A 25,780-nucleotide genomic window follows, 5' to 3' on the forward strand; every position below is an offset into this window, starting at 1 on the left:
AAGAGAGGGAAGAATAACAAGTAGTGCGTTTATCGAAGAAGATCTATTACTTGAATAATACAAAATCAAATTGATAAGTTGGGATTATACGTAACCAATTAAGAATAATTTTCCTCCTTCCAGTAAGTGAGGGTTCTAGCTTTTTCAAGGACACGGAGAATGCACCGAATTTAAAAATGTGATTTTTTTAAGATCCTCCCAAGATGATTTTTGAGTAAAAACCGCATATTTCTCCCCCCACCCAGCCATGCTACAACTGACAGGTGTAGCAATAAGATCTTTATAGGGAAAGGGTGGCGGGGATGAAGCGACAATGGCTCCAAGTACTGGCTGTTGCGTTCGTTTTGACAGCTGTGCTGGTAGGCTGTAGCGGGCATCAGATCCGCAAGGAAGCGGATAAATACAGCATGAAAGCCTATGAGGACGGTGTGCTGCGTGCACAGTCACAGGGAAAAGGACTCAACGGGCGTTTTCTGGGTGAAATGCGCCGCTCATTTGCCGGAGAGGGAATCAAGCTGACGCATGAGATGTTCGCCGAAGACAGCAGGGGAAACGTCAGCTACCAGTATCTGATTGCTGGACAGCCCTCTCAGAATATTACGCTGCATGTATTCTCGAACCTGGATGAGCGGAAGGAACGAATCCCAGAGTGGTATGGGAGCAGTGACATTTCTGTAACACCAACGACGAAGACAGAGATTTACAGCAAATATAATGCCTCACTCGTCTACACATCAATGGGCAAGGAAAAGGCCAAGTATTCTAAAAAGATTAAATCGTTGTTCACCGGACTGCTGGAGCGTTTGAATCTGTCGAAGGATGAGCCGCCTGAGCATCTTAAAAAACTGCAAAGGGGCACCGAGGTCTACTACAGACCTACTCCAACATCACAAAGCTGATGAACGGGTAGGCAGATGTTTCATTCACTTAAGGATGATGCGTCTGCCTTTTTGTTATGAATCTGGCTGGAATAAACAAGAACTTCTATTGTGACGCGCTGCCATACGCTTGCGGCCTATGAGTCTTTCAGTCTTCTTTACAGAAAACGGGCGAATCTCGTAGTTTAATAGCCATTGCTGTCCTATCTAACCCGAATATTATAGCTATGTACAATTAATATATCTATTGGGGTGATGGATGGCATGGTAAACGAATGCAACCAGAATGCGACTGGTCAATATTCTACAGTAGAGGGGATCGATACTATAGCCAGTGGCATTGCTGCGCATGTGGAAGGCTACCGGGCCAATGCCACGTTTAACGCGGCTCATGCCGAAGGCAGCGCTACAACCTCAAGCGGGAACGCCTCCCATGCAGAGGGATACCAGACATTGGCTAGTGCGGATACTGCACATGCCGAAGGAAATACGACTACGGCTAGTGGAAGTGCATCTCATGCGGAAGGCTACCAGAGTCAGGCTACCGCAGACACGGCTCATGCCGAGGGATCGTCAACCGTTGCCAGCGGTGTGGCTTCCCATGCGGAAGGAACGCAGACAGTGGCTTCCGGATTATTTGCTCACGCTGAAGGGGAAGGGAACACTGCCAGTGGAAGGGCCTCTCATGCGGAAGGTGGTGGCTTAGATCGACTGAACACCCCCTCTCCGAATCTGTCTAGCGGAGCTAGCAGTCATGCCGAAGGAGTGGGCAGCATCGCCCTAGGGTTCGCTGCTCATGCGGAGGGAGGCACGATCAGTATAACCGGTTCGCCAGGTCCCCGGGCCATCGGAGATTTTTCTCACGCTGAAGGGCAAAGTACGGTAGCGATCGGCTCTCCGTCCCATGCGGAGGGGTTGGACACCGTCGCCAGCGGCAATGCGGGGTCCCATGCAGAGGGGCAGAGTAGCATTGCCAGTGGAACATCTTCTCATGCCGAAGGCCTCCATACCCATGCCAGCGGGCCTTCTGCGCACGCAGAAGGAGCGTATACATTGGCCGATGGACCCTTTTCTCATGCCGAAGGTATTGGTACCCTAGCCGATGGACCCTATGCCCATGCGGAAGGTGAAGACAATATATCTAGCGGTGAAGCTTCTCACGCCGAAGGCCAGGGGAATAATACTACGTTTACGGCATCCCACATTATGGGCCGCTTTGGTGACGCGGATGAAGCATATTCTTGGTTTATTGGGAATGGTACCTCCAGTACGGTTAGGGGCTTGGGGGCCAAATGGAGCGGATCTACTTTCGATATGTACATCGACGGCATGTATTTAAGTCCGGCGGCTGACCATGCCGAAATGTTCGAGACCGCAGACGGACAGCCATTAGATGTCGGTTACTTTGTCACCGTGCAGGAAGAAGACCGGATTCGGAAAGCAACATCTGCTGATGATTTTATTATTGGGATTACTAGTGCTACTCCAGGCTTTGTCGGCAACAGTGCAGGTCTGCGCTGGCAGGACAAATATGTGACCGACGAATGGGGGCGCAAGCAGTATCATGAGGTGACTCTGCCAGCTCATCAGGATAATGAGGGACATCTGCTGATTCCTGAGCGCAAAGAAATGCAGCCGCTCCTGAACCCTGCTTGGGATGCTGATAGGGAGTATCTTCCACGGCCGAAACGGCCGGAGTGGGTAGCAGTAGGATTAGTGGGACAAATTCGCGTTCGTGATGATGGAAGTTGTGTCACCCATGGATATTGCCGCCCGAATGACGAGGGAGTGGCTACAAGCGCTGATCATGGTTTTTTTGTCCTGAAGCGAACAGGTGCCAATCAGATTGTAGTCCTATTGAATAACGTTCCGGGGTAAACGGGACGTTGAGAATAACTTTGAATTCGTAAGGTGCAAATCAATGAAACCTCTCTTTGAAAATGGCAGGTTATACAGGGATCGGTCCCAACTTCCATTTCAGAAAGAAGAGGTTTTTTTGCCTGAATACATAAGGGTACTTGTAGCAATGTTCCAGCTATGCTTCGCTTATACAGTTAATCCTGGTAGTCAGAGATACCTCAAACCTGTTCATCAGGCGGTCAGGATAGCGGACTTTACTGTTTTACAATCCATCGGGCAGCAGTGAGGAGCAGCGGGGATTATTTTGTAGATTGTTTTATAGTAGAATAGACTTATATTTGGGGAATACTCGGAAGTAATGAGATCTATATAGAACGCATTTAAAATACAAACATAGCCAAGAAAAAGCTTCTTTAAGAAGCATCGAAGTGTAATTAACGGCATTTTTGTACCTTAAATCCTCTGCAGATAGGGGTTAGTGGAGATTAAGTGCAATATTGTACCTTAAATCTTCCCAAATACCCCACCTAGCGTGCTTTTTCGAAAAATAAGATACAATAATACCCTTATTTCCCTCTTTTGTCTATATTGAAGAAAATAAGGTGCGAAAATGTCGTTAGTTGAAGAGGTGGCCCCTCTTTTTCACTATTAAGACGACTAGTGAAGAGAATATACCGCTTCTGGTGGTTGCAATCTGTCGATAGTCTATGTTCTGGTGGAAGCTTTCCTATGGAAAGCTTCCAGGTGAGCACTTTGCACCTACAGCTCTCCAACCTTCCCTCTTTGCTTTTTGTTAATTTCTCTTGTTCGGCTTAATAGTTTACTTTATCAAGGAGGATGCAGATGATAGCTTCCATAGAAAAGACTGAGGCAGGCTACACCGCCCGATTTGACCGACACTACATTTTTCCTGTAACGGAAGTTTGGTCTTGGTTGACTGAGAATGACAAGCTGTCCCAATGGTTTCCTGAATTACGGGTAAAAGATCTGCGTGAGGGTGGAAGTTTAATATTCGACATGCCAAGCGGTACAGCAATAACGATGGAGATCACCGATTTTACACCTCATGCTGTGTTGGAATTCACGTGGGGTGCTGATCTTGTACGCTTTGAGCTGTCCCCTGAGCAGCAGGGCTGTCACCTGGTATTGATCGAGAGACTGGGCAAGGTTACAGGGCATACCGCGAAGGATCTCGCGGGTTGGCAAGTATGTCTGGAAGTGATCTCTTCCTTAATGGAGGGGAAGTCACTAGAATCTCGTGATGACGAGTGGAAGAAGTGGTACGAAAAGTATCAACTTTTGCTGCAAGCGTATTTAACTGCTGAGTGATAAGTCCAAAGGAGGTCCCTTGCGGGTACCTCCTTTTTAGTGCTGCCTTGACTACAGCTTCAGGACTGAATAAGTCTGGTAGCGACAGTTTATCTTTTTTTACGGCTACGAACGCTGGATACTGTGCACATAACGTCTTTGACAGAGTAAGAGTAGCAATGTTTTGGAATCGGCACACAGTGATGACGTCTGATGACTTCGACGGGATGAATGACATTGACCACCTGTGGGTGATAGTAATCCTCATAAACAAAAGACGGCGGGTCTGTTACAGTTTGTTCTGGGCAGTTGGGGCAAAAAGTCATTTCATTTCAGCTCCTCTTCATTGGACTTATCGTATTATACGCACAGAACAAAAGCCTGCTTGGTCTATTGTCTTGTAGGCTGCAAAATAGGTGAATGCCACCTGATAACCGAAGTTTTCTAAGCGGGTATCCTGTTTGAGAACGATTTCAGCTTTTGTTTCGCTCAGGAAGAACAGCATCGGACTGGTTGCATGCCTATGTCCTGATGTAGTACACTCGCTACCATAACCGATTTTTTGCAGGGAGAGATGAAACATGGAACAGGCTATACCTGTGTATATATTGTCAGGCTTTTTGGGGAGCGGCAAAACAACGCTTTTGCAGCGTCTGCTGGATCATTGGAAAGGCCAAGGCTTACGCCCGGCTGTTGTTATGAATGAGCTGGGAGAGGTGAATCTTGATGGTCTCCTGGTTGAACAGTCCGTACCTATGGCTGAATTGCTGGGCGGCTGTATCTGCTGTTCGATCCGTGGCGATCTTAGCACTGAGCTGGCTACACTAATTAAGAAGGAATCGCCGGATGTCGTTGTGATTGAAGCAACTGGCGCAGCCAATCCGCTGGAGATCGTCGACGGGGTGACCGAGACTTCGCTGTATCTGAAGGTAGAGCTGAAAAGCTTAATCACTGTTGTGGATGCCGGACATCTTCTGGAATTGCATCGTGCCCAGCAGGGAGCAACCTATCGTCTAATGCAGGAGCAGATTCGCTGTGCTTCAGTGCTTATTTTGAACAAGTTGGATCGGGTGACAGAGGAAGAGAAGGAGGAAGTTCTGACTGTTCTGCGGAAATGGAATGCTTACGCGGCAGTAATGCCGGCGGTGCGTTGTGAGCTGGATTCTGAAGAAGTGCTAAGTCAGGCCGGAGGCATTCGTCTTGAAGCCGAGGATTTAACAGATGAAGCTGAAGGTGACGATACCTCACATGAAGTTGAGACAGAGGGCAATCATACTGCACCGGGAAGCACCCATGCGCTGCATGATCATGTTATGGCTTACACGCATTATTTCAAGAATACAGTGAACAGCGAAGAATTCGAGCAGTTTGTCAAAGATTTGCCGCGGGACGTCTACCGGGCGAAGGGAATTGTGGAGTTCAATGATACCTCTAGCCGTTACTTGTTCCAATATGCTTACAGAGAAGCGGATTACATGAAGATCACACCGCAGGGCGATGTGCCCAATGTGGCAGTATTTATTGGGGAGCATTTTTCGTCAGGTGAGCTGCGTAGCAAACTGCTGCGACTAGAGAAACGTCTGCTCGCCCGGCCAAATGCGGTCAGACGAAGCTTGTAACTGTCTGTGAAGTGCCACAAGGTCTGGTTCGTTGCTTTTCTTGCAGGTTAATAGATAGGCATACCCTATAAAAATTCGCAGGAGGTTAAGGCTATGACCCGAATTCAGTATCAGGAGTGCATTGATGCTTGTATCAAGACCATGAACACCTGTAATTACAGTTATGTCTCAAGCCTGAAAGAGTACCACCTGGAGGAGCTTCGTGAGAGTATCCGGCTCGATCGGGAATGTGCGGACATTTGCTCCTTTGCCATTCAGGCCATGACGCGTCAAAGTCCGTTTGTAGTTCAGATTCTGCGTCTGTGTGCAGATATTTGCGAAGCCTGTGCAGACGAGAGCAGTAAGCATGTACATAGGCATTGCCGGAGCTGCATCGAAGCTTGCCGGGAGTGTGCAGCAGCCTGCCGTATGATTAGTGAGACAGTTGAGGTGTATGCTTAAGAAGCTGCCCTGAATCTTTTACAATATTAAAACCAGACCTTATGTTAGCGATAACTTGGGTCTGGTTTTATTTCATTTTCTCTCCAAAAATTAGATTTATTAAGAGGAAAAAGGGAGGCGCCCGGCGAATAACATGGAGGTGATAAAGGAGTGTGTAGTATGAATGATCCTGTGAATGGCACTACTCAGATGAATTGGAAATGTGCTGGCCGGAGCAGAGTGCAGGCCTTGCGCGATAACATAGATATGGACAAGGATACAACTGCAAGTTGGTCCGAGCGGAAAGCTTCACGGTGGTTAGAATATGGGGATTAAAACAGGAAAGGGCATAGTTGAAAGCCCAGCTGAGGCCGCCTGTGCCGAACTTGAAGCTGTGAGCAAAATGTATACAGGACACATGGTGCTCCAAGAAGTGTCGATGAGTATTCGGCCAGGAAATATTACTGCCCTGATCGGACGTAATGGTTCCGGCAAAAGTACGCTATTGTCCATTCTCGCAGGTCTGGTTCAGGTTACATCGGGAGCCATCCGCAGGAAAGCTGACCTGGTAATAGGTTATGCGCCTGAGGCGTTTCCAGGGCTGAAATTCACACCAGAGCAGTATTTGCGCAGTATGGGAAGAATACGCGGGTTATCTGCCGGTGAGATTGAAGTACGAATGGCAGAATTGCTGGAACTGTTTCATTTGGCACCTTTCCGGGGGCAGCCGATGAATAACTTTTCCAAAGGGATGCTGCAGAAGATAAATCTGATTCAAAGCTTGCTTGTAGAACCGGAGTTACTACTGCTGGATGAACCGATGTCGGGGCTGGATCTTTCGGCTCAGAATATGCTGGTTCAGCTGTTGCGTGAACGAAAGGAAAAAGGAACGGCCGTGGTATTCTCCGTTCATGAACCGCAATGGGTGGAGGCCCTTGCTGATCATCTGCACATTCTGCAAGCTGGACGAACGGTACGAATGCAACAGGGAATACAGGAGCTATCCGCGCGTCCCACAACATACATAGTATTCAAGCATTTGCAGGAAGAGGAGCTTCGCCAATGGCGGGATCAGCCGGGGTTTCTTTCCCTGCAAGTCGTGACGGAATTACATGATCAGCCCTGTCTGGGTCTCACTGTTGATGCTGCGGTATCCGATGCGTACTTGCGTCAGGTGCTGGAGCGGGGAGGATCTGTTGTATCTGTGGTACCATGCGATGGCTGGTCAGACTTGGAGCAGTGGATGAATCCCAAGACCCCTGAAGGGGGCGGAAAGTCATGACATCACTAGTTGTGTATATGCTGCGAAGTTATACACTTTCCCAGCGTTACTTTGCCCCTTTTGCAGGCATCCTTATTGCCGTTTTGGTGCTTTATTCGTACACACCTAATCCAGTGATGAACAGCTATGCTGCTACAGCTGTAATCCTATTCATCGGCTGCGCCTGTCTGGGTTTGAGCTTTTTAAACCATGAACATCCGGTACAGAGACAACTGACAACCGTTCATTTGCGTAGTATCAGAAAATACAATATGGGATGTCTCCTCACACTTGGGGTCCTGACTTTGCTGCTTGACGTGCTGATCGTTGTATATCCGCTGGTGACTGGACGTTTTGATGAACAAGCAGGATTATACCGAATCATGCTCGCATTAGCCGGTCATGCACTGCTCGGGTTGTTGGGAATTGCGATCTCATTGTTCCTGCAATCGTCCATGATCAAGAAGGCCAGCCATGCTACCGGAATCATGCTTTGTGTGATTATAGTTTCCATTGGCGGTACGAAGATCACCGAATTCTTGCCGGGTTCTCTGACCTATCTGAGGTTTCTCCTCCCGCCGGTGTCACCAGTCATGGATGCCATGATGAATGCCGACGTGATCTCTGGGGTGGCTGTGCTGGTTCCTTTACTTCACATTACTATCTATACAGCATTATTGATCGGATTCTATGGCTATAGAGCCGGCAAGAGAGATATGAATAAAAATTAATGGTTGTATCTAAAAATCAGAGGTGTATTCAAAATCCAAAGATACTGAACGGGAGGAACGATGAAGGATACCAGAATACCGGAGAGTGAACAATCAAAGGAACTGTTTGCCTATTTCGGCTTGGCAGTCTACTATTGTCAGGCGCTGGAGCAGCAGCTCACGAATCTGCTTCTACTGACCAAGCTTTCGCAAGGGAAGACGCCCACGGAAGCCGATCTTACAGATCTGTACCAGCGCAAACTCAGCAACTCCCTCGGCCAGCTCATCAAAGAAATCCAGCATCACTTTCCGTTCTCCGAAGAAGAAACGGCGCAATTACAAGAGGTTTGGAAGCAGCGCAATCATATTGTCCACGACTATTTCAAAGAGCGGATTCAGGAGACCTTCACCCCAGCGGGAAGATCTCAAATGCTGCGTGAGCTGAAACGCTTCAAGAATAAAGCTTGTAAACTGGAAAAGACCTTACAGGGGTATTGTACAGAGTTATACGCGAAGTTGGGTCTGGAAGAGGAGCATTTGATATGAACGAAATTTTCAAGCACGTCCCGCTATACCGCTACCTTAGCTTTTGCAATGAGACCGGGCTAGAGCGAACTGTGCTGGATTGCGGTGCGGGAGGAGACAGCCCTTCTTTAGGGTTGTTTGCCCAGTATGGATATACTACCCATGGCATTGAATTTGATCCTATTGCTATAGCGCAAGCCCAGGCTTACGAACAAGAAAGAGGGCTTCAGTTGAACATTGAGCGTGGGGATATGCGGAACTTACCTTTTGCCGATGAATCCTTCAGCTTCGTGTACTCCTATAATTCGATATTTCATATGAGAAAAGATGAGGTTTCGCAGTCCCTGCAAGAGATGATCCGGACGCTGAAACCGGGGGGATTGCTGTTCGTTAATTTTCTTACAGTGAACGATTTTCGCTGCGGGGAAGGTCCTCATCTTGGTGACCATCAGTATGAACAGTTTGACGACGATCAGCCGGTCATTCATTCCTACTATACAGCTTCCGAGGCAGACCCTTTATTCGGCAATATGGAAGTCTTGTTCAAAGAAGACCGTACTCTGGAGAGAATCTATGAAGGCGAACGCATTAGGCAGGGCTTTGTCGATTATATTGTTAAAAAATAGGGAAGACAACAGGTTTATAAGATGGATCCGACGGGTCTGTTTTATAGGCCTTTTTTTGTGGATCTTTCTCAAAATTAGCGCTTGGCGATATAAGGTCTTTTTAAAAATCTTAAAGAGCAGCTCTTGTCAGAGTTATTGTTTATTTATCTTAACTAATGAGTTTTATTTGAGGGTAGCTTCGTTATCAAATTCAGAAGTATCACTGTTATTTAAGGAATTGTTAAACAGATATGAATTGAACCTCTTCATAAATAAATAGAAGGATGGAAAACCGTGTAAGTACACAGGTGAGGTGTATGACGAAAAGACAGGACTTTACTATCTACGGGCAAGGTATTATGATCCGAGTATCGGACAGTTTTTAAATGAGGATACGTATCAGGGGCAAATTGATAATCCGCTGAGTTTGAATTTGTATACGTATGTGGAAAATAATCCGTTGATTTATTCTGATCCGACTGGTCATCGTAAGACGGAGTCATACTATGAAATTAAAATGTTGATAAATGCAGCAATGAAAGGGAACTCTTCTTTCAAAGATAACTTAAGTGATATATATGGTCACGTTTATGACGACAAAGGAAATACGTTTAGATATCTATATGGTTTGTTAACACAAACGAGTCCATATGAAAACTCGGCTGGTAAAGCTTCTTGGGCCAAAGGGCAACTATTGAATGCATACGAGGCAGGGCAGGACAAGGTTGATAAAAATGCTGGGTATGTTTTAGCCGCAGCTGATATTATCGTTGGAGGAGTTGCGGGGCTTACAAAAAGCACACAAAGCTTATTTAGAGCGGTTAGTCCGGAGGAATTCTATCAAATAATGAAAACAGGTACCTTTGAAGTAGGAAATGGAATGCAAACCAAACAATTTGGGCTCACTCTCGAAGAAGTTCTTAATTATGCAAACAAACCGTATAACACTGAATATGCTGCAATAATTAAGGTTAGTATTGGGAAGGATGCACTTAAAAAGCTAGCTCAATATAGTACATCTATAGATTCAAGTATATTTAAAAATGGAGTTTTTACAATTCAATTTGACAAATTAGAAGAGTTTAATAAACTTATTAAAGCGATAGAACAGGCGCTTTAAGGGAGGGAGGGTAAATGCTCTTACTTTCAGCATCAATTTCATATGAGAACGTACCGTTTAATATTAGTGTGAAAATGCGGCCGAGTATAGACTTTGGAAATGGATTTAGTTACTCTGGTATAATAACTCCAACAGATAAAATAGAAATGTTTATTATGAATGAATGGTATACAGTGGATATCAATATGTTTACAGTTGACGAAGAGGTATTTGATTCAATTAGCGGGTTGGTGAAAAAAGGGTGCATATTTAAAATGAAAGCAGGGAATAATGAAGTAGGTAGAGGAAGAGTAATTGATTTTTTGTATATTCAATAATTTCAAAAGCCACATGTGAGTGTAAACTCCATGTGGTCTTTTATTTTTATTTTAAAACCCGGGTAATTACTTAATTGCCTGGGAGCAGTGAATAAGAGAATATAGCTCAAAGGTCTTATCTTTATTTTAATTAATATATACTTACTTCCCTCGGCTAATTGACCACCTCCGCATCACTCACTCATTCACCTCCGAACACTTCCAGATGAGTTAAAATAAACAGTCTTCGGAAAAACACCTGCATGAAGGACTTTGGATTAAACAGAACAGATTAGCCGTATAGAAAATAATCAGTCCCTAAGCGATAGAACGTATGCTACGCACTCAGAAGTCACTCTAGATGGCCGAATCCTTGTAAACGTGAAATTCCGACTGTATAAGCATTAAAATCGTAAATTTCTTGTTTTAAATCGTCTGTAGCCATTTTAGTTTCCAAAACTGAACTCTGGACGAAGCGAAGCGGAGTCTCCGAGCGCAGCGAGGAAGAGCAGTACCAAACGTTCCTCGCCATTTGCGCTTAGATGGACACTATACCTCTCTAAGGCGCTGCAGGAGGTGTTTACGTTCGTAAGTAAGGAAAACGTCCGTACTTTCACTAACGCATGTATTTGCCCTATTACAATCCGCTGTATACATTTAAGCCCTCTCAAAAGTTCTACCTCCAAACATCTCCGTAATTAATCGTAACAAATCTGTCAAAAAATACTCTTCAACCCATGGCATACACACGGAGTACACTCTTCTCCTCCTGCTTTATTTATGGCAAAGGCTACCCCAAAGGGGCCTTACCCTAAGGAGGAAGAAGAGTATGAATGCTTATAACTGTCAAGCAACATGGATAGGGAACTACTTGAAGGTAAAGATGTATGGGAAATCCATATACCCTCGCCACATGAAGCCCTACCGAACGATGCCTAAGCGCCAAGCGGAAGGAAACAAATCTAAACCTTCCCTTGAAACCTGAGTCACTGGATAAGGGCAATTCCTCACGATGTAACAGCATCCCACAGCCAAGACGACTGTCATTGGCAGAACGAGAACGATTCGAAAATCTGATGGATTTGAACTTTGCCAAGGGTCACAAGTACATCACCCTAACGTATGCAAAAGAGTGCGTTTCGCTGGCCAAAGCCAGTAAGGATTTTGAAAACTGGGTAAAGCGGATGCGGGAGCGGTATGGGGACTTTAAATATCTTGCGGTAAGATCATTTCAAGGCAGAGGAACGATTCACTTTCACATACTGGCGAATCTTCCCCGAATCCCGAGGGAGGCACTGGCAGAAGGTACGTTTAGGGCTATCTGGGGTCACGGAAATATTGACTTTAGGCAAGTTTACGAATTATCTGCAGGAGATCGGAGAAATAAGCTTAAGAAGTATCTCCTGAAGAACCTTCAGGAATTTAAAGCGGATAAGCGCTCCTATGGCAAGCGAGTGTTCCTCCAAAGCAAGAACCTAAAGCTGCCTGAAATAATTAAGGGTAACTATGACGAGCTTATGGAGGGTTTTCAGAAAATGGGAGTTGAGCTAAAACTGGTGGAATCCAGACAATTTCCTGTGGACTATTTGGATTATATCCGGTTAGAAACACATCAAATTATTGCTTGAAAGTGAAGCGCGGCAGTTTAACGAAAGGTGTATAAAAAGTCCCTCCAGGCTCTCAGGCGTACTTGGTTCTGCTCTGTTAAGGTAGCTATAATTTAGAGCTTAAACTAGAGTTTCTGCATGGAATTAAGCTCTCCGAAGGCTACTTGGATAGCCTGTATGGGAACTTAATACTAATTAACAACGAAGGAAAGAAAGCTTGAACTCTTCTGCGGGGCGTACTATGCTTGCTTTTATTAAAAGGGATTAATTACCAAATAATAGGCACTAACTAGCTGCCGTTACGGTAATTAAAATTTTCGTTGCGATTGGGAGAAGGCATATGAACGTAGTTGGGTATATTCGCGTGTCGACGCAAGGGCAAGTCAAAGAGGGATACAGCCTATCGTATCAGCAGGACGAAATCAAAGCGTACTGCAAGGAGCAGGGTTGGAATTTAATCACGATCTATACGGATGCCGGAGTAAGCGGCGCTAAGGTGGATGAAGAGGCCATGGAGGTAGAGCGGGAAGGTTTCCGGATGATGCTGGATGCACTCTCTTCAGGTGGTGTGGATTATGTAGTTGTCTTGAATACAAATCGCCTGTGGCGAAGTGATCTTGTCAAAGTGTTAGTCCACCGGGAGTTTAGGAAATACAGTGTAGACATCAGGAGTATTGAGCAGCCGACATACAGTATTCATCGTAAAGACCCGAATGACTTTCTGATGAATGGACTTATGGAACTGCTCGACCAATATCAGCGATTGGAAATTGCCTTGAAGCTTGGGCGTGGAAGGAATAAGAAGGCACAGCAAGGGGGATATGCCGGAGGTCGCGTAGCTTTTGGGTATTCAGCCAAGCGAGGCACAAAAGTGATGGAGATTAACCGAGTGGAGGCGTCAGCCATTAGGCGGCTGTTTGAACTGAGAGAGCGGTATTCGGATTGGACATTGGCAGAGTTAGCGAGACGCTTGAACGCTGAGGGCTTCACCACCCAGCAAGGTAAACGGTTCACGAAGGTTCAGGTCAAGCGAATCCTTGATCGTAAAGAGTTTTACGGCGGGATATACCGTTACGGAAACGTGGAGGCTGTCGGTGTCCATCTAGCGATTCTGGAAATGGAGAACAGTAGCATTTCTCATTGATTTAAGAGCATAAGGAGTGGCTAACACAGAAGTTGATTTATGAGTCGATGAAATAAAGAGTCGTGTGAAGCCATGAGGGAGAAACAGGATTTTGCTAACGTATCTTTGCGGCCCGTCCGCTCGAACTGAGGATGCAGACCTGTTTCTTTACTCTTGATTTCTCCGGTTGACTTCAAGGAGTGGACAATCATAATAAAGCCGGATCAGTTAGTATATGTAGGCGTTGACCTGCATAAACAGCACCACACAGCCGTCATTTTGGATTGTTGGAATCATAGGCTAGGAGAAATTAAGTTCGATAACAAGCCTAAGGCCTTTCCGCTACTTGAAAAAGAAGTAAAGAAGCATACCCCGAAGGGAATGTCTGTGGTTTACGGGTTAGAGGATGTAGGCGGTTACGGTAGAGCACTAGCAGTCTACTTAACAGAAAAGGGCTGCTTCGTGAAGGAAGTTAATGCGAAACTGGCGAACAATAGACGTAAGAGTCACGTAACCATACAGAAGTCAGACTCCTGGGATGCAGAATGTGTAGCTAAGGTCTTACGGGATGAACTGCACAATCTACCGGATGCCAAGCCGATTGATCTGTACTGGGCCATTAGCCAGCTAGTAACCCAGCGTAATTGGCAGTCTAAGAATTTGACTGATGGGGTCAAGCGGCTACATCAGCAGCTAGGCTATCACTATCCAAGTTACAAAAAGTTCTTCTCAGAAATTGTTGGGAAAACCGCCTTAGCCTTCTGGCATAAGTACCCTTCCCCGACTCATCTGTCAGGTATGAAGGTGGAGGAGTTGGCCGTGTATCTCCGAAAGCTGAGTAATAACGGTTTATCCACCAAAAAAGCAGAGCAAATCCTGTCTCTTATCGCAGAAGACGGCGACACAACTCGTGATTTCCAAGATAAGCGGGATTTCATTGTCAAAGGCCTTGTGCGAAACATCCGCTTTTACAAACGGGAAATGAGGCGGGGTGAAGGAGAGATCAGGAGGCTGATGGATCAGTTAGGTTTCCAACTGGAAAGCATGACAGGCATTGACCTCGTCACGGCAGCGGAGCTGGTAGCAGAGATTGGTAATATCTATCGCTTTGCTATGCCCGATAAGCTGGCCCGATTCGCCGGAATCGCTCCGGTAATCGTTGGCTCAGGAAACAAGGTCAGAAACTACAAGAGTAAGCTGGGGAACAGAGTATTACACGACATCATTAAATCGCTTGCGATCCGTCAGCTTCTGGTTACACGTACTACAAAAGTACCCCGGAACCCTACTTCCACTGGTACTATGAGCAAAAGTTAGCCGCAGGAAAAACCAAGCAGCAAGCCATTGTGTGCATTATGCGGAAGCTAGTGAATGTTATCTACTACTTGATGAAAACCCAAGCAACGTACGTAATCCCAGAAGTATCCATAGCACAAGCAGGATGATATAATCTTGAGGGGCGGCGATTGGAAATCAGTTACCGTCCTTATTAATTAGAGTAGTCGCTTTATAAACTAGGATACGATGAAGGGCAGATTGATAATCCGCTGACGTTGAATTTGTATACGTATGTTCATAATAATCCGTTGATTTATAGTGATCCATCAGGAAATTATTGCGTTTCTGCTAATGGAAATAATACAAATGCTGGGGGTTGTTCAAGTACTCCGCAAAAATATGAAATGTCTGATGTAATGTTAGAAGGTATGCCATATATAAATAATGGAGTTCTGCGTGGTTATTATCGAGCTGATGCCTCCATAATATGGTTATCAAATGATGAAACAAGTAAACAGACATTTTGGCAGTTTATGACCAAATCGCAATATCAAGAATACGTAGAAGCAGTACCTTTGGGAAATATGATTGTGATGGGAGGATTTAGTAGCTTAATGTCAGTCGCCACGGCACCCTTATACGCTTCAAAGCCTGAAGCGAGTAAGGGGACTGTGAATCTAAAACTTCCTGAAATTAAAGTTGACAACAAGCAATTAGGAAAAAAATATGGAGAACATAAGGTTGATTATCCGGGAATGACTCATCTAGAATATAAAAATTATATTAATAACCTATATATGAATCCAGATAGAGTTGTTTATGATAAAAATTATAATGAGTATTATTTTTTGAAAGGAAAGGATCTGTTGAGATTAAAAGAAAATGGAGATTTTATCAGTCTTTATCCTGGTGCAGATTCAACAAGAGTGATTAGGGCAATTAAAGAAGCGAATGGCGGGAGGTGAAAAAGTGAGTGCTAATATTAATTTAATTATATTTACAAAAAAAATGATAGATCTAAATTGGCTCCTTAGTATCATACAGCAAAAAGGATTTAATGCTTCTATCAACGAGATTGAATCTGTGGAAAATTGGGACTTCGACGATATGCAAATTCATTTTTGTGAAATCGAAACTAAAGAAATTACTGTGCTTCTTGAAAAAGGGAGGATTATTACTATAAATGGTATTATTAGTAATAATAATTTTGCATTAATTTTAAATAAAACAGGAAATATTTATGAGACAAGTGTTTCTCTAGCCACAAAGAATTATTCATATTTAGATAGCGATACGATCGATGAATTCACCCGACCCTTTTATGATGAAGTGTCGGAAGTGTTGTTATTTTCTGAGATGGTAAATAATTTAATTGTTTCAGCATTGGGTGTTGAGGTAATAGTGGAATATAATGACGATGTGCATGAACTCTGTCTCAATAGTCATAATGTGGTGCGATGGGTTTTTGGATTTGATAAGAAAATAAGCAATCATAGTCTTAAGGGCTACAGGCAGGTGGCCCCTCATATTTGGGATAAAGTTACTTGATGCTTGAATTTTTTGACTATTTCATGTGCGAAATTGCTATAAGGTAACGCTCGTTATTTAGATAGGGTTAGTGTGCTTATTCATTTATTAATCGTCGTTTAAAACCTAGTGTGCAAAATATAACCCGATAATTTATTTATTGACCGCATGGAAAATGAACTCCCATGTGGTTTCTTTTAAGTTAACAAGTTACTTAACAAATACTGAATTTATTAAACTGAATCGGTTCGTTCTATTGAGTACAACTATTGTATAAATTAATAATCTATTCCCTGATCAAAATTTACTTGCATGAAAGTACAAGTGTTACGCAATTGTCAGCGATGGGATGGGGAAAGGGTTGGCATCTCCACAAGTATGCTGATGATAGTGCAGGTCGAATAAGAAATCAAGGAACTGATAGTAGGGATTGGTAGTAATAAAACGTAATAAAACCCGAGCAGCAAGTTGTTGATGCATCATGCAAAAGCTAGTCAATGTTATTTACTACATGATGGAAATCCAAGCGTATACTTATTTCCAAAATTACTCAAATACAAGCAGGATGAAATAATCTGAATGGGTGACTATTGAAGATCAGTAACCTTCTTTTTAATTAGAATAGTCGCTTTATAAACTTGGATACGGTTGAGGGGCAGATTGATAATCCGCTGACGCTGAATTTGTATACGTATGTGCATAATAATCCGTTAACTCATGTCGATCCAACAGGACACTATACTGAGAACCAAGTGGATTTGATGCTTACAACAGCTCGAATTGCTGGGAGTAAATCACAACTCTATTGGGATATTCGTAGCGGTCTTGGTTCATTAAAACCTATTCAATATTTAGGGGAAAAGGGCAGAAACCTATAGCTGTATCTCTTTAATATGGCTACATCAGCTGAAAGCAGCAATGAGCAGATAGCATCGGCAAAGAATCAATTAATGAGAGATTATGGCGAAGTTCAATCTTTGAACGATGCTTTTCTTGGCACTATTTTAAGCATTTATGGCGGTGGAGGTAAAGCTAATGTTTTAAAAACTCAAGTGCTTTATTAAATAGGATTGGAGATTAATATGTACAAATTCTTTTGGAGGATTACTAAATATGACCCAACTAATCGTATAAAAGGGGTGTATAAAAATGAAGAATGGACATCAATAAGTGAAGTGGGAAAAGTATTTTCAGCTGAGAAATTTCTGTTAGAACATTATTTAGAAACTGAATCATTATATGTAACGGCTATAAATTTAATAATGAATGAGAATAACTTAAACACAATTCAAGTAGTAGATCTAGAAAAGTATTACTTTGACGTGGAGAAAGCTGAATTCCATTCCATCTACACTGACGAGATGAAAAGTGTTTATAACAGTGTGAAAAATGGCGATCATATCCCTGTGTATGAGTTGAAATTACTTTCTCAATTAATTTTAAGAGAAAAGATTTGGAGTGAATTTCAAAGTAGAGAGATGTTTGTTCACTTTGGTTTTGATTATTACATGTATATTGGGAGTGTGAAGGAATGTAATGATTCTTTAATAAAGATCAGTAGTTCAGGTTTATTTGTTGAGAGTTTTGAATCACCTTATTTGGAAGAATAGTAGAGCTCATCTATAAAGATTTCAATATTGATTTTGGCCCTCTCGATATAACTCGCTTTGTAAACGAGAGAATTACTGGAATATTTATAATAGAAGATACTTATCACTCTTGATTAATTAATACTAACTTAATTGTGAGAGCTTGGGGGCATGAAATCCCACAAGGCTTTCTTTTTAACACACCTAGTTCCGGGTAACCTGCCACCCGCAGGGCTGTTCGCAACGTGGGTATCCGAAATAAGGATGCGCCAAGTGAGTCGCCCTCCTTTATCCATCACAGGCTCACAGCGGCTTCATTCCTCCACACTTCACCTATCTGACGACTACAACGTTATGACCACATTCCCCTGTTTATGACCCTTTTCAACGTAAGCATGAGCCTGAGAAATCTGTTCGAAGGGGTAACATTGATCGATGACCGATTTCAATTCTCCAGCTTCTACAAGCTCTTTAAGAAGGAGCAAGTCGTCAAGATTTTCTTTGGCAAGCCCGCCTGCTACCGAAATATATTTGCCGTTTGGAGTTAATGCCTCTTTGCTGCTCGACTTTGAGCTTTTGCCGACAGCATCAAAGATAAGATCGTAGCGCGTCCCTTTTTTCGAAAAATCCTCTTGGGTATAGTCAATGACGTGATCTGCTCCGAGCGACCTCACCAGTTCAAAATTGCGGCTGCTGCATACAGCGGTAACAGTGGCTCCGAAGTGCTTAGCCAGCTGAATAGCGGAAGTACCCACGGCTCCAGAAGCACCAAAGATGAGCACGTTTTGACCACTGTGAATGTTTCCTTTTCGGAGAAAGTATAGAGCCGTCGTACCACCGAAGGCAATAGCTGCACTTTCCTCAAACGTCATGTTTTCCGGCTTTGCCGTGAGTACAGCATTTTCGGAGAGGGTTATATATTCTGCATGAGCACCAACCTGCATCCCGGTATAGGCAATTATGGAATCTTGAATTTGGTGACGTTCATACCGACAGCCTCGATTTTCCCGGATAATTCACTTCCCAGGATATCTTTTCTTGGTTTCGTGAGACCAAAGAGCAGCCTCATAACCAGCATCTTGCTGTTACGCAACACACAGTCACCAGAAGTTACGGTCGTTGCATGCACTTTAATCAATACCTGGTCGTCTTGAACAGTCGGTGTTTTGACTTCTTTAATCTGAATAACATCTGGTGTCCCGTATTTCGTACATATCGCAGCTTTCATAGGCTATTTCCCTTCTTCCTCAAGTGATGTTGCTTGGCTACTGTCAGTTCCTTGTGGATGAAAAGAAAAAATCTCTTCCAGCGGGAGCTCAAACACTTGAGCAATCAGAAACGCCAGTTCGAGCGAAGGGGAGTACTTCTCCTTTTCAATAGCAACGATAGTTTGTCTTGTCACGCCGACCCGATCGGCCAATTGCTGCTGGGTCATCTCATGTTTCATAAATCGTAATTGTCGTATGTTATTCTTGACCAAGTTCTTCTTCATTTCAAAATCCTCTCTGATAATAGAAGATGTAGGACAGGTTCAAGACTAGGCCGGAGAGAAAGAAGTCTATTGCCAGGGTATTAAACATGACTGAGAGGGGGTAATGAATCGCTAGTGCACCCATTGCGACGAAAAAACCAAAGGAAAACATAAAGCAAAAGTTTCTGACCGCTTTCAGCTCAATCATTCGATCACGTTCATCGGCAAAGGAAGGTTCTGCTTCTCGTGTAGCTAACCTGTTCAAAATATTGAAAACAATCAGGATCACCATCTTCGCTAAAACCTCGATTATGATCCATTTCAGGAAGAAGACTCCCCAAAGCTGTGGCAGAGATTCTACTCCTGCGGAACCCGCCCCCTGGATATCGATAAAAAGATAAAGGAAAACAAGAAGGGAGGTGAGGATGGAAACGATTGCTTTTTTGGAGTGATACGTCATGAGGCATCTCCTTTATGTATGTTTTATTTTACATGATGTAAAAAATTATATACATACAATATAGTTAACTTCACTTCGTGTCAAATATTTTTTACATTGGAGTGTAGTGCTTTGTTTAATTCCTATAAAGGACGCAATAAAAACACAACGTAATTGTAATCACCCGCAAATGCGTCGAAAGGCTTAACTTTACTCTATAGGGCGTTGTAATAATTGGAAAGGCTCAGATTGTTGAGAAAGTAGTTGCTTTGAGAAAACCCATAATTAAACTCTTGATTTATGGATCTATCTCGAAATCAGTACTTGCTTCTTATTCCATCTGGTAACGGACCCCAGAGACGTTATCTCCTTACAATCAACCGTAAGCAGAAAATAACGGACTCCAGAGACGTTATGAGCAGAAATTCTGTGTAAAATCCACGGTTTGGGAGGAAATAGCGGCACCTGAGTCCGTTACAAATTCCAGAAGCTGCTTGATGTGCAAATAACGACAATAGGGTCCGTTAGCCCCCATGCATGAGTTTCAACCTTTTGAAGCAGTGGTATTGGGAAGCACTGATAAGATGTAAGGAAGCATTTAACGGTATTTTTCCCGCTACGAAAGCCCCTCTGAAGCTTCGAACCTGGGCTCAGCCAATTATTCCAGTGATGTGTGGACTTGTGATCGCTGTTGTTCCCCAATTTCTCATCCGTTAAACCGCTTCTATTGACTGAACTTAAGAAAAAAAAGCCCCCTCCGCCAGCAGGCAAAGGGGGCATGAATATGCTACATTTTCTTAAATGCTGGCTGCAATCCAGCAACAGCAGCCTGATGTGCAGAACCAGCTGCTACAGGATTTGCACTTTCCGCTGCGGCAGCACCGACCTGAAGCTGATACATGCGGAAGTATCTTCCGCCGAGCGCCATCAATTCATCATGGTTGCCGCGTTCTACGATCTCCCCGCGGTGCAGCACCAGAATCTGGTCTGCGGAGCGGATTGTCGAGAGACGGTGGGCAATGATGAAGGTGGTACGACCTTTCTTCAGCACCTCCAGCGCTTCCTGGATAATGCTCTCCGTCTCGGTATCGATGTTGGAGGTTGCCTCATCCAGAATCAGAATCGCCGGATCGAAGGAGAGAGCCCGTGCAAAGGAAATTAGCTGACGTTGTCCGGCTGACAACGTACTGCCTTTTTCCACTACCGGTTCGTCGAAACCCTGCGGAAGATGGGCCAGCAGTTTATCTGCGCCTACCTCACGCAAAGCCCGTTCCACACGCTCACGCGAGATGCGTTCATCCCCAAGACTAACGTTGGAAGCAATGGTACCGGTGAACAGGTAAGGGTCTTGTAGAACGATCCCCATATGGTTACGGATCCACTGCTTCGGAAGGCTCGTGACCTCCTGTCCGTCAATCGTGATAGAACCTTTCTGCGGATCGTAGAATCGGAACAGCAGGTTAATGATCGAGCTTTTGCCTGAACCTGTATGTCCCACCAGGGCGACAGTCTCACCCGGACGAGCCTCGAAAGAAATATCGCGCAGGACAAAGTCTTTTTTGTAGGCGAAGGATACATTCTTGAAAGCCACATTGCCTTTATAGCGAGGCATGGTGCCGTCGGTCACAGCTTCGCCCGGTTCATCCATCAGTGTGAACACACGACCTGCGGAGACCATGGAGCTGTCAAGGTTCGCCAACTGGTTGACCATACCTGTGATCGGCTGGAACATCCGGCCCAGTACATCGACGAAGGCATACAGCACACCGAGCGAGACGAATGTTGAGCCGTCCAGACTGCCAAAGCCAAAGTACCAGAGGACAAGGACAAAGGACAGGCTGCGGATCGAGTTAACCAGATTGTGCGAGGTCAGCGCATTGAGATTAAGCATTTTGTTCTGATATTTCAGGTAATCGTCATTTAGTTTCTCAAACTCTTCGCTGCGCTCTTTCTGACGGCGGAAAATCCGGATGATCGACATCCCCTGAATGGATTCGTTGATAATGGCGTTGATCTCACTCAGACGGGAGCGGATGATCGTGTTGTACTTGGTCGCCACCTTCCGGTAGATAACAATCCAAAGGATTAGTGCCGGAATAATGAAGAGACTGACCAATCCAAGGCGGACATCCAGCAGGAACAGTGCGATATAGACACCAATAATATTAATTACTCCGGTGCTGAAGTTGGATAAGACGGCGATGAACAGGTCCTTGATGGCTTCCGTATCATTCGTGACCCGGGAAACGACTTTACCCGCAGGCAGGTTGTCAAAAAAGTGAACCGGAAGGCGCTGGATATGCGCATAGACATCGGTCCGCAGCTTGCGGATGACCTGATTGGCTGACGATTGCAGCCAGTAGGTTTTCCCAAATTCCGCAAAGATGGAGATTACAAGGAACAGGGCATAGAGCCCTACCAGCTCATAGATGCCTGGCAGCTCGGGCTTGTAGAAGGCGAACAGCTCATCCACAGAAAGCTTCACTGCCGGATAGGTGACCTCATTCCCGCCGCGAACGATATGAAGCTCTCCGTCACGGAAGGTGCGTTCACCATCGGGCTGATCTACAGCACTGTTGATAAAATAGAAGCTGCGCCCAGCCTGCAACAGGCGGATTTCCTGGCCTTTGGCTTCACCCGGCTGGAAGCGGTCGGCGCGTTTGTAATACTCATTATTATAGACCGCGGCTTCCTCTGAAGATGCGGTTTTGAAATAAGGCTTCTCAATCGCCAGCATATGGTTGTCGATCATGCTCTTGGCGATGAAGGGACCGGCAAGCTCAGCTGCAACGCCGATGGACAGCAGCAGCAAGGCTGCGATAAATGTTTTTTTAGCGGTTAATGCATATTGGAGCAGGCGTTTGCCTGTACTTTGTGTCAACGGTGACACCTCCTGTTAGTTGGTCTGTAGCTCAGGCTGTTTAGTTGGACAGGTTATTCTCGATCTGCTGCCTGTCATATTGTTCACGGTACCAGCCGTTTAATTCAAGCAGTTCTTCGTGTGTTCCCCGCTCTGTAATATGTCCGTTGTCCAGCACGACAATCTGATCGGCGTGTTCGACGGCGGAGAGACGGTGGGTAGAGATCAGCGTTGTTTTGCCGGCACGCTCCTGCCGGATGTTCTCAATGATCTGTGCTTCTGTTCGTGCATCTACGGCGGACAGCGCATCGTCCAAGATTAGAATTTCCGGATTGGCGATAAATGCCCGGGACAGCGAGACACGCTGCTTTTGTCCTCCGGAGAGGGATACCCCGCGTTCGCCGACTAGCGTATCCAGTCCGTCGGACAAGGTGCCGAGGTCATTCTGGAATGCAGCCGCAGTAATGGCGTCCATAATCTTGTCATCACCGGCATTCTCCAGTCCGAACTGGATATTCTGCCGCACACTTTTGGAGAACAGGATTTGTTCCTGCGGAACATAGCCCATCCAGCTGTGCAACTGGTCTAAGGTAATCTTCTGGATCGGCACACCGGAGATCAGAATGTCTCCGCTACCGGTCGGATATTCATGCAGAAGCTGCTTCAGCAGTGTGGATTTACCGCTACCGGTTCGCCCTACAACGCCTAGCGTCTGTCCGCGTTCAAGGGACAGGTTGATTCCGATCAGATTATCAATGGTGGATGAAGGATAACGGAAGGTCACATTTTTCAATTCAATGCCGTTAGGTCCGGCTGCAACATCTACAGGGTTCGGAAGATCGGTTACGTCTGGCTGGGTTCCCGTGGTTTCGTCAATACGTTCCAGCGAGGCGCCGCCGCGTTGCATAATGTTGATCAATTCGCCAATGGCGAACATCGGCCAGACAATCATCCCGAGGTACATATTGAAGGAGATCAGATCGCCGAGCGTGATCTGGTTGCGGAAGACTAAGTAGATACCATAGGTGAGTCCAATAATATAACTCAAGCCTACACAGAAACGGATGGTTGGCTCAAAGAAGGCATCGACCCGGGCTACAGCCATATTTTTGCGGTATACATCTTCCGTGATGTCAGCAAAGCGCTTCTCATCAAGGCGTTCCTGTACATAAGCACGAATCACACGCACGCCGGAGACGGATTCCAAAACCTGGTCATTCATATCACCAAAAGCATCCTGGGCCAGACTGTACCGGTCATGTATGGCTTTACCATAGAAGACCATTGCTATTGCAATGAGTGGCAGGGGTAGTACGGCAGCCAGTGTAAGCTTCCAACTGACCAGAAATCCCATCGCCAGCAGGACGACGGTAAGATATACCGTGGAATCTACAAGGGTCAGCATGCCGAATCCTACAGTAGCGGAGACTGCACGGATGTCATTGGTTGCCCGGGCCATAAGATCGCCGGTACGGTTGCGTTCGAAGAACGAAGGGGTCATGGTCATCAGGTGATTCATGAACCGGGAACGCAGCAGACGCTCTACAAGGTTAGAGCCGCCGAATAATTTGTGCATCCATATGTACGTGATCCAGTAGATAAATAGCAGCAAAGCCACGATCAGACCAATGTACTTGATCAGGGAGCTCGCCGTGACGGAGCCGCGGACGATTTCGTCAATGGCATTGCCGAGCAGGCGAGGTGGCAATAGTTCCAGCACACCTACTGCGATCAGCAAGAAAAGGCCGAGCGAATAGCGCCTTTTTTCCCGGCGGAAGAACCATCCGAGATTTTTAAGAACAGAGAACAAGGTAAATCCCTTCCTTTCAGGTTGTAATTAAGTCGGCAATTGGGATACAGCGGATAGTGGAAAATCTCCAACAAAAAAGGCATATCATCCGAAAACGGACGATATACCTGTGTAATTAGAGGCTATCATGCGCACGGTGCAAAGCAGCACCTGGCATGGGAAGATTTTCGTTACCTTAAGACATGCGGTATGTATGATCCGCAAAGCTTCAGGAGAGTTCCACCATTTGGGCTGCTTCGGTATTCGATTGTGTATGGTTGCCGACAATTGTAAAGTAATGGTCCTGTACTGTGATAAACACCGCTCTCACCCTTTCGTTCATTTTTTGGTAATAACTTGAAGAATATTCGTTATGTTCAGAGTTTATCATTCGCTTCAAGACGTTGTCAAACAAATTTTTTTAGCTTTTGTTTAAAAAGCAGTTTGGAATCTTTGATTTTTTTCAGTATGATTAAGGTTACACAAAGGAGTTGAGAGAGATGAGTATGGCAATTAGCCAAGCTGCTGCAGCATGGTTCAAGCGAGAACTGGCACTTAATAACGGAGACTCTATTCGTTTATTTCCCCGGTATAGCTCGGGCGGCGGACTCCATCCTGGATTCTCGCTGGGGCTCGCCACCGAGGCCGCTGTAACGCCGGGTGACCGGATTGAGCAGGAGGGCATTGTGTTCTTTATGGAGGAGCAGGATTTGTGGTATATGGAGGGGTATGACCTCGCCATTGAATATCATGAGGCTGAGGACGATATCGAATACATTTATAAAGCAAAGACCGCGTCCGCTGAGCTTCAGAAGTAGCAAGTGCTTATATTTTCAAAAAGCCCCTGCCGAGGCAGGGGCTTTTCATATGGAATATGGAGATCAGTCCGGGAAGTTACCCTGGATCAATGGGAGCTGCGGAAGGAATCTTCCTCCATTGCAAAATCAAAATCGTCAATATCGAACACCTGAACCGGGACGCCGCCTTCGATAATGCGCTGGATCAGCTCGAATTGGTCTGTTAGAATAGGCACGTTCTCCCGCTGGGAGGAGAGAAGCAGCTCAGTCTCAATCGGATCGAACATCTCACCGTACGGAGCGGTATCCATACTGTTGATGATGGTAATTTGCGCTTGCTCGCCCAGAAGAATCCCGGAGCTTTTGGCCCAAGGCACAGCGAGACAGCGATTGATTTTCTTGGCATTAAGCGGTTCTTCAAAATATGCGATCAGCTCGCCGATCTTGCTCTTGACATGCTTGTCGTCATCTGCACGGTTCATCAGCGGCTCATCGCTGTCCCGCAGTTCATATAATTCCATCACCGAGGTGTAGGGAACTATGTATTCCACAGGGCTTCCCGGCACTAAAAGTTGACCGTAAATCGCCATCATGACGGCTTCCGTCACAAATTGTCTTGACATCATTATCCTCCTGAAGTTCGGGTGCTGCTTATCCTACTAATGGACATAGCCTTATAAAAACATTGTGGAGAGCAA

Annotated in this window: 23 protein-coding genes and 4 pseudogenes; 21 read left to right on the top strand and 6 right to left on the bottom strand. The window is 45.2% G+C overall.

The window, feature by feature from the left end; genetic code table 11:
- Positions 1 to 302: 302 nt before the first annotated feature.
- The 20 genes and pseudogenes from ACFVU8_RS02885 (at position 303) to ACFVU8_RS02975 (ending at position 17,747) form a co-directional block, all read left to right on the top strand.
- Entirely contained in the window at positions 303 to 899 is a 597-nt protein-coding gene (locus ACFVU8_RS02885) for a hypothetical protein (protein WP_387425777.1), read from the top strand.
- Positions 900 to 1,142: 243 nt separating this feature from the next.
- Complete coding sequence (locus ACFVU8_RS02890) at positions 1,143 to 2,756, top strand: peptidase G2 autoproteolytic cleavage domain-containing protein (RefSeq protein WP_387425778.1); 1,614 nt, start codon at positions 1,143 to 1,145, stop codon at positions 2,754 to 2,756.
- Positions 2,757 to 3,581: 825 nt separating this feature from the next.
- Complete coding sequence (locus ACFVU8_RS02895) at positions 3,582 to 4,067, top strand: SRPBCC family protein (RefSeq protein ID WP_387425779.1); 486 nt, start codon at positions 3,582 to 3,584, stop codon at positions 4,065 to 4,067.
- Positions 4,068 to 4,627: 560 nt separating this feature from the next.
- Positions 4,628 to 5,665 carry a CobW family GTP-binding protein gene (locus tag ACFVU8_RS02900; protein ID WP_379464280.1) on the top strand — a complete coding sequence of 346 codons (1,038 nt, stop codon included), beginning with the start codon at positions 4,628 to 4,630 and terminating at the stop codon, positions 5,663 to 5,665.
- A 93-nt stretch (positions 5,666 to 5,758) separates the two neighbouring features.
- A complete protein-coding gene (locus tag ACFVU8_RS02905; RefSeq protein ID WP_066361829.1) occupies positions 5,759 to 6,106 on the top strand; it encodes a four-helix bundle copper-binding protein in 348 nt (115 codons plus the stop codon).
- Between the two features lie 159 nt (positions 6,107 to 6,265).
- A complete protein-coding gene (locus ACFVU8_RS02910) occupies positions 6,266 to 6,421 on the top strand; it encodes a hypothetical protein (protein ID WP_379464279.1) in 156 nt (51 codons plus the stop codon).
- The gene (locus tag ACFVU8_RS02915) at positions 6,411 to 7,367 is read left to right on the top strand and encodes an ATP-binding cassette domain-containing protein (protein ID WP_387425780.1); all 957 of its coding nucleotides are present in this window, start codon (positions 6,411 to 6,413) and stop codon (positions 7,365 to 7,367) included. The genes ACFVU8_RS02910 and ACFVU8_RS02915 overlap by 11 nt, the downstream gene beginning before the upstream one ends.
- Entirely contained in the window at positions 7,364 to 8,077 is a 714-nt protein-coding gene (locus ACFVU8_RS02920; protein ID WP_387425781.1) for a hypothetical protein, read from the top strand. The genes ACFVU8_RS02915 and ACFVU8_RS02920 overlap by 4 nt, the downstream gene beginning before the upstream one ends.
- A gap of 60 nt (positions 8,078 to 8,137) precedes the next feature.
- The gene (locus tag ACFVU8_RS02925) at positions 8,138 to 8,602 is read left to right on the top strand and encodes a hypothetical protein (RefSeq protein ID WP_175373324.1); all 465 of its coding nucleotides are present in this window, start codon (positions 8,138 to 8,140) and stop codon (positions 8,600 to 8,602) included.
- The gene (locus ACFVU8_RS02930) at positions 8,599 to 9,207 is read left to right on the top strand and encodes a class I SAM-dependent methyltransferase (protein ID WP_387425782.1); all 609 of its coding nucleotides are present in this window, start codon (positions 8,599 to 8,601) and stop codon (positions 9,205 to 9,207) included. The genes ACFVU8_RS02925 and ACFVU8_RS02930 overlap by 4 nt, the downstream gene beginning before the upstream one ends.
- A 271-nt stretch (positions 9,208 to 9,478) precedes the next feature.
- Positions 9,479 to 9,673, top strand: a pseudogene (locus ACFVU8_RS02935) (RHS repeat-associated core domain-containing protein); the annotation flags it as partial.
- A gap of 647 nt (positions 9,674 to 10,320) precedes the next feature.
- Positions 10,321 to 10,623, top strand: a complete 303-nt coding sequence (locus ACFVU8_RS02940; protein WP_387425783.1) for a hypothetical protein — start codon at positions 10,321 to 10,323, stop codon at positions 10,621 to 10,623.
- A 1,055-nt stretch (positions 10,624 to 11,678) separates the two neighbouring features.
- A complete protein-coding gene (locus tag ACFVU8_RS02945) occupies positions 11,679 to 12,230 on the top strand; it encodes a rolling circle replication-associated protein (protein WP_387425784.1) in 552 nt (183 codons plus the stop codon).
- A gap of 319 nt (positions 12,231 to 12,549) precedes the next feature.
- Entirely contained in the window at positions 12,550 to 13,353 is an 804-nt protein-coding gene (locus ACFVU8_RS02950; RefSeq protein WP_387425785.1) for a recombinase family protein, read from the top strand.
- A 186-nt stretch (positions 13,354 to 13,539) separates the two neighbouring features.
- Positions 13,540 to 14,777: pseudogene (locus ACFVU8_RS02955) on the top strand (IS110 family RNA-guided transposase).
- 114 nt (positions 14,778 to 14,891) lie between these two features.
- On the top strand, positions 14,892 to 15,575 hold the full coding sequence (locus ACFVU8_RS02960) for a hypothetical protein (RefSeq protein ID WP_387425786.1): 684 nt from the start codon (positions 14,892 to 14,894) through the stop codon (positions 15,573 to 15,575).
- A 4-nt stretch (positions 15,576 to 15,579) separates the two neighbouring features.
- Positions 15,580 to 16,158: a hypothetical protein gene (locus ACFVU8_RS02965; RefSeq protein ID WP_387425787.1), complete on the top strand. Its 579-nt coding sequence runs from the start codon at positions 15,580 to 15,582 to the stop codon at positions 16,156 to 16,158.
- A 605-nt stretch (positions 16,159 to 16,763) separates the two neighbouring features.
- Positions 16,764 to 16,877, top strand: a pseudogene (locus ACFVU8_RS29955) (RHS repeat-associated core domain-containing protein); the annotation flags it as partial.
- A 153-nt stretch (positions 16,878 to 17,030) separates the two neighbouring features.
- On the top strand, positions 17,031 to 17,201 hold the full coding sequence (locus tag ACFVU8_RS02970; RefSeq protein ID WP_387425788.1) for a hypothetical protein: 171 nt from the start codon (positions 17,031 to 17,033) through the stop codon (positions 17,199 to 17,201).
- Between the two features lie 18 nt (positions 17,202 to 17,219).
- Positions 17,220 to 17,747 (top strand): hypothetical protein, encoded by a 528-nt coding sequence (locus ACFVU8_RS02975; protein ID WP_387425789.1) that lies wholly within the window; start codon positions 17,220 to 17,222, stop codon positions 17,745 to 17,747.
- A gap of 323 nt (positions 17,748 to 18,070) precedes the next feature.
- Here ACFVU8_RS02975 and ACFVU8_RS02980 read toward each other — a convergent pair.
- The 5 genes and pseudogenes from ACFVU8_RS02980 to ACFVU8_RS03000 all read right to left on the bottom strand — a co-directional run bounded on the left by ACFVU8_RS02980 (position 18,071) and on the right by ACFVU8_RS03000 (position 24,306).
- Positions 18,071 to 18,954, bottom strand: a pseudogene (locus ACFVU8_RS02980) (NAD(P)-dependent alcohol dehydrogenase).
- Between the two features lie 3 nt (positions 18,955 to 18,957).
- Entirely contained in the window at positions 18,958 to 19,218 is a 261-nt protein-coding gene (locus tag ACFVU8_RS02985) for a helix-turn-helix transcriptional regulator (protein ID WP_175373316.1), read from the bottom strand.
- A gap of 1 nt (position 19,219) precedes the next feature.
- Entirely contained in the window at positions 19,220 to 19,657 is a 438-nt protein-coding gene (locus tag ACFVU8_RS02990; protein ID WP_387425790.1) for a hypothetical protein, read from the bottom strand.
- 766 nt (positions 19,658 to 20,423) lie between these two features.
- Positions 20,424 to 22,517, bottom strand: a complete 2,094-nt coding sequence (locus tag ACFVU8_RS02995; protein ID WP_387425791.1) for an ABC transporter ATP-binding protein — start codon at positions 22,515 to 22,517, stop codon at positions 20,424 to 20,426.
- A 40-nt stretch (positions 22,518 to 22,557) separates the two neighbouring features.
- Positions 22,558 to 24,306, bottom strand: coding sequence for an ABC transporter ATP-binding protein (locus ACFVU8_RS03000; RefSeq protein WP_175373313.1), 1,749 nt, complete (start codon positions 24,304 to 24,306; stop codon positions 22,558 to 22,560).
- A 479-nt stretch (positions 24,307 to 24,785) separates the two neighbouring features.
- On the opposite strand from ACFVU8_RS03000, the gene ACFVU8_RS03005 reads away from it, so the two are divergent.
- Positions 24,786 to 25,103 carry a HesB/YadR/YfhF family protein gene (locus ACFVU8_RS03005; protein WP_379464270.1) on the top strand — a complete coding sequence of 106 codons (318 nt, stop codon included), beginning with the start codon at positions 24,786 to 24,788 and terminating at the stop codon, positions 25,101 to 25,103.
- Positions 25,104 to 25,189: 86 nt separating this feature from the next.
- Here ACFVU8_RS03005 and ACFVU8_RS03010 read toward each other — a convergent pair whose 3' ends face one another.
- Positions 25,190 to 25,705: an ADP-heptose synthase gene (locus ACFVU8_RS03010; RefSeq protein ID WP_175373366.1), complete on the bottom strand. Its 516-nt coding sequence runs from the start codon at positions 25,703 to 25,705 to the stop codon at positions 25,190 to 25,192.
- Positions 25,706 to 25,780: the final 75 nt, after the last annotated feature.

The sequence above is a fragment of the Paenibacillus sp. NPDC058177 genome, assembly GCF_042883835.1.
Taxonomy (GTDB): domain Bacteria; phylum Bacillota; class Bacilli; order Paenibacillales; family Paenibacillaceae; genus Paenibacillus_AQ; species Paenibacillus_AQ agri.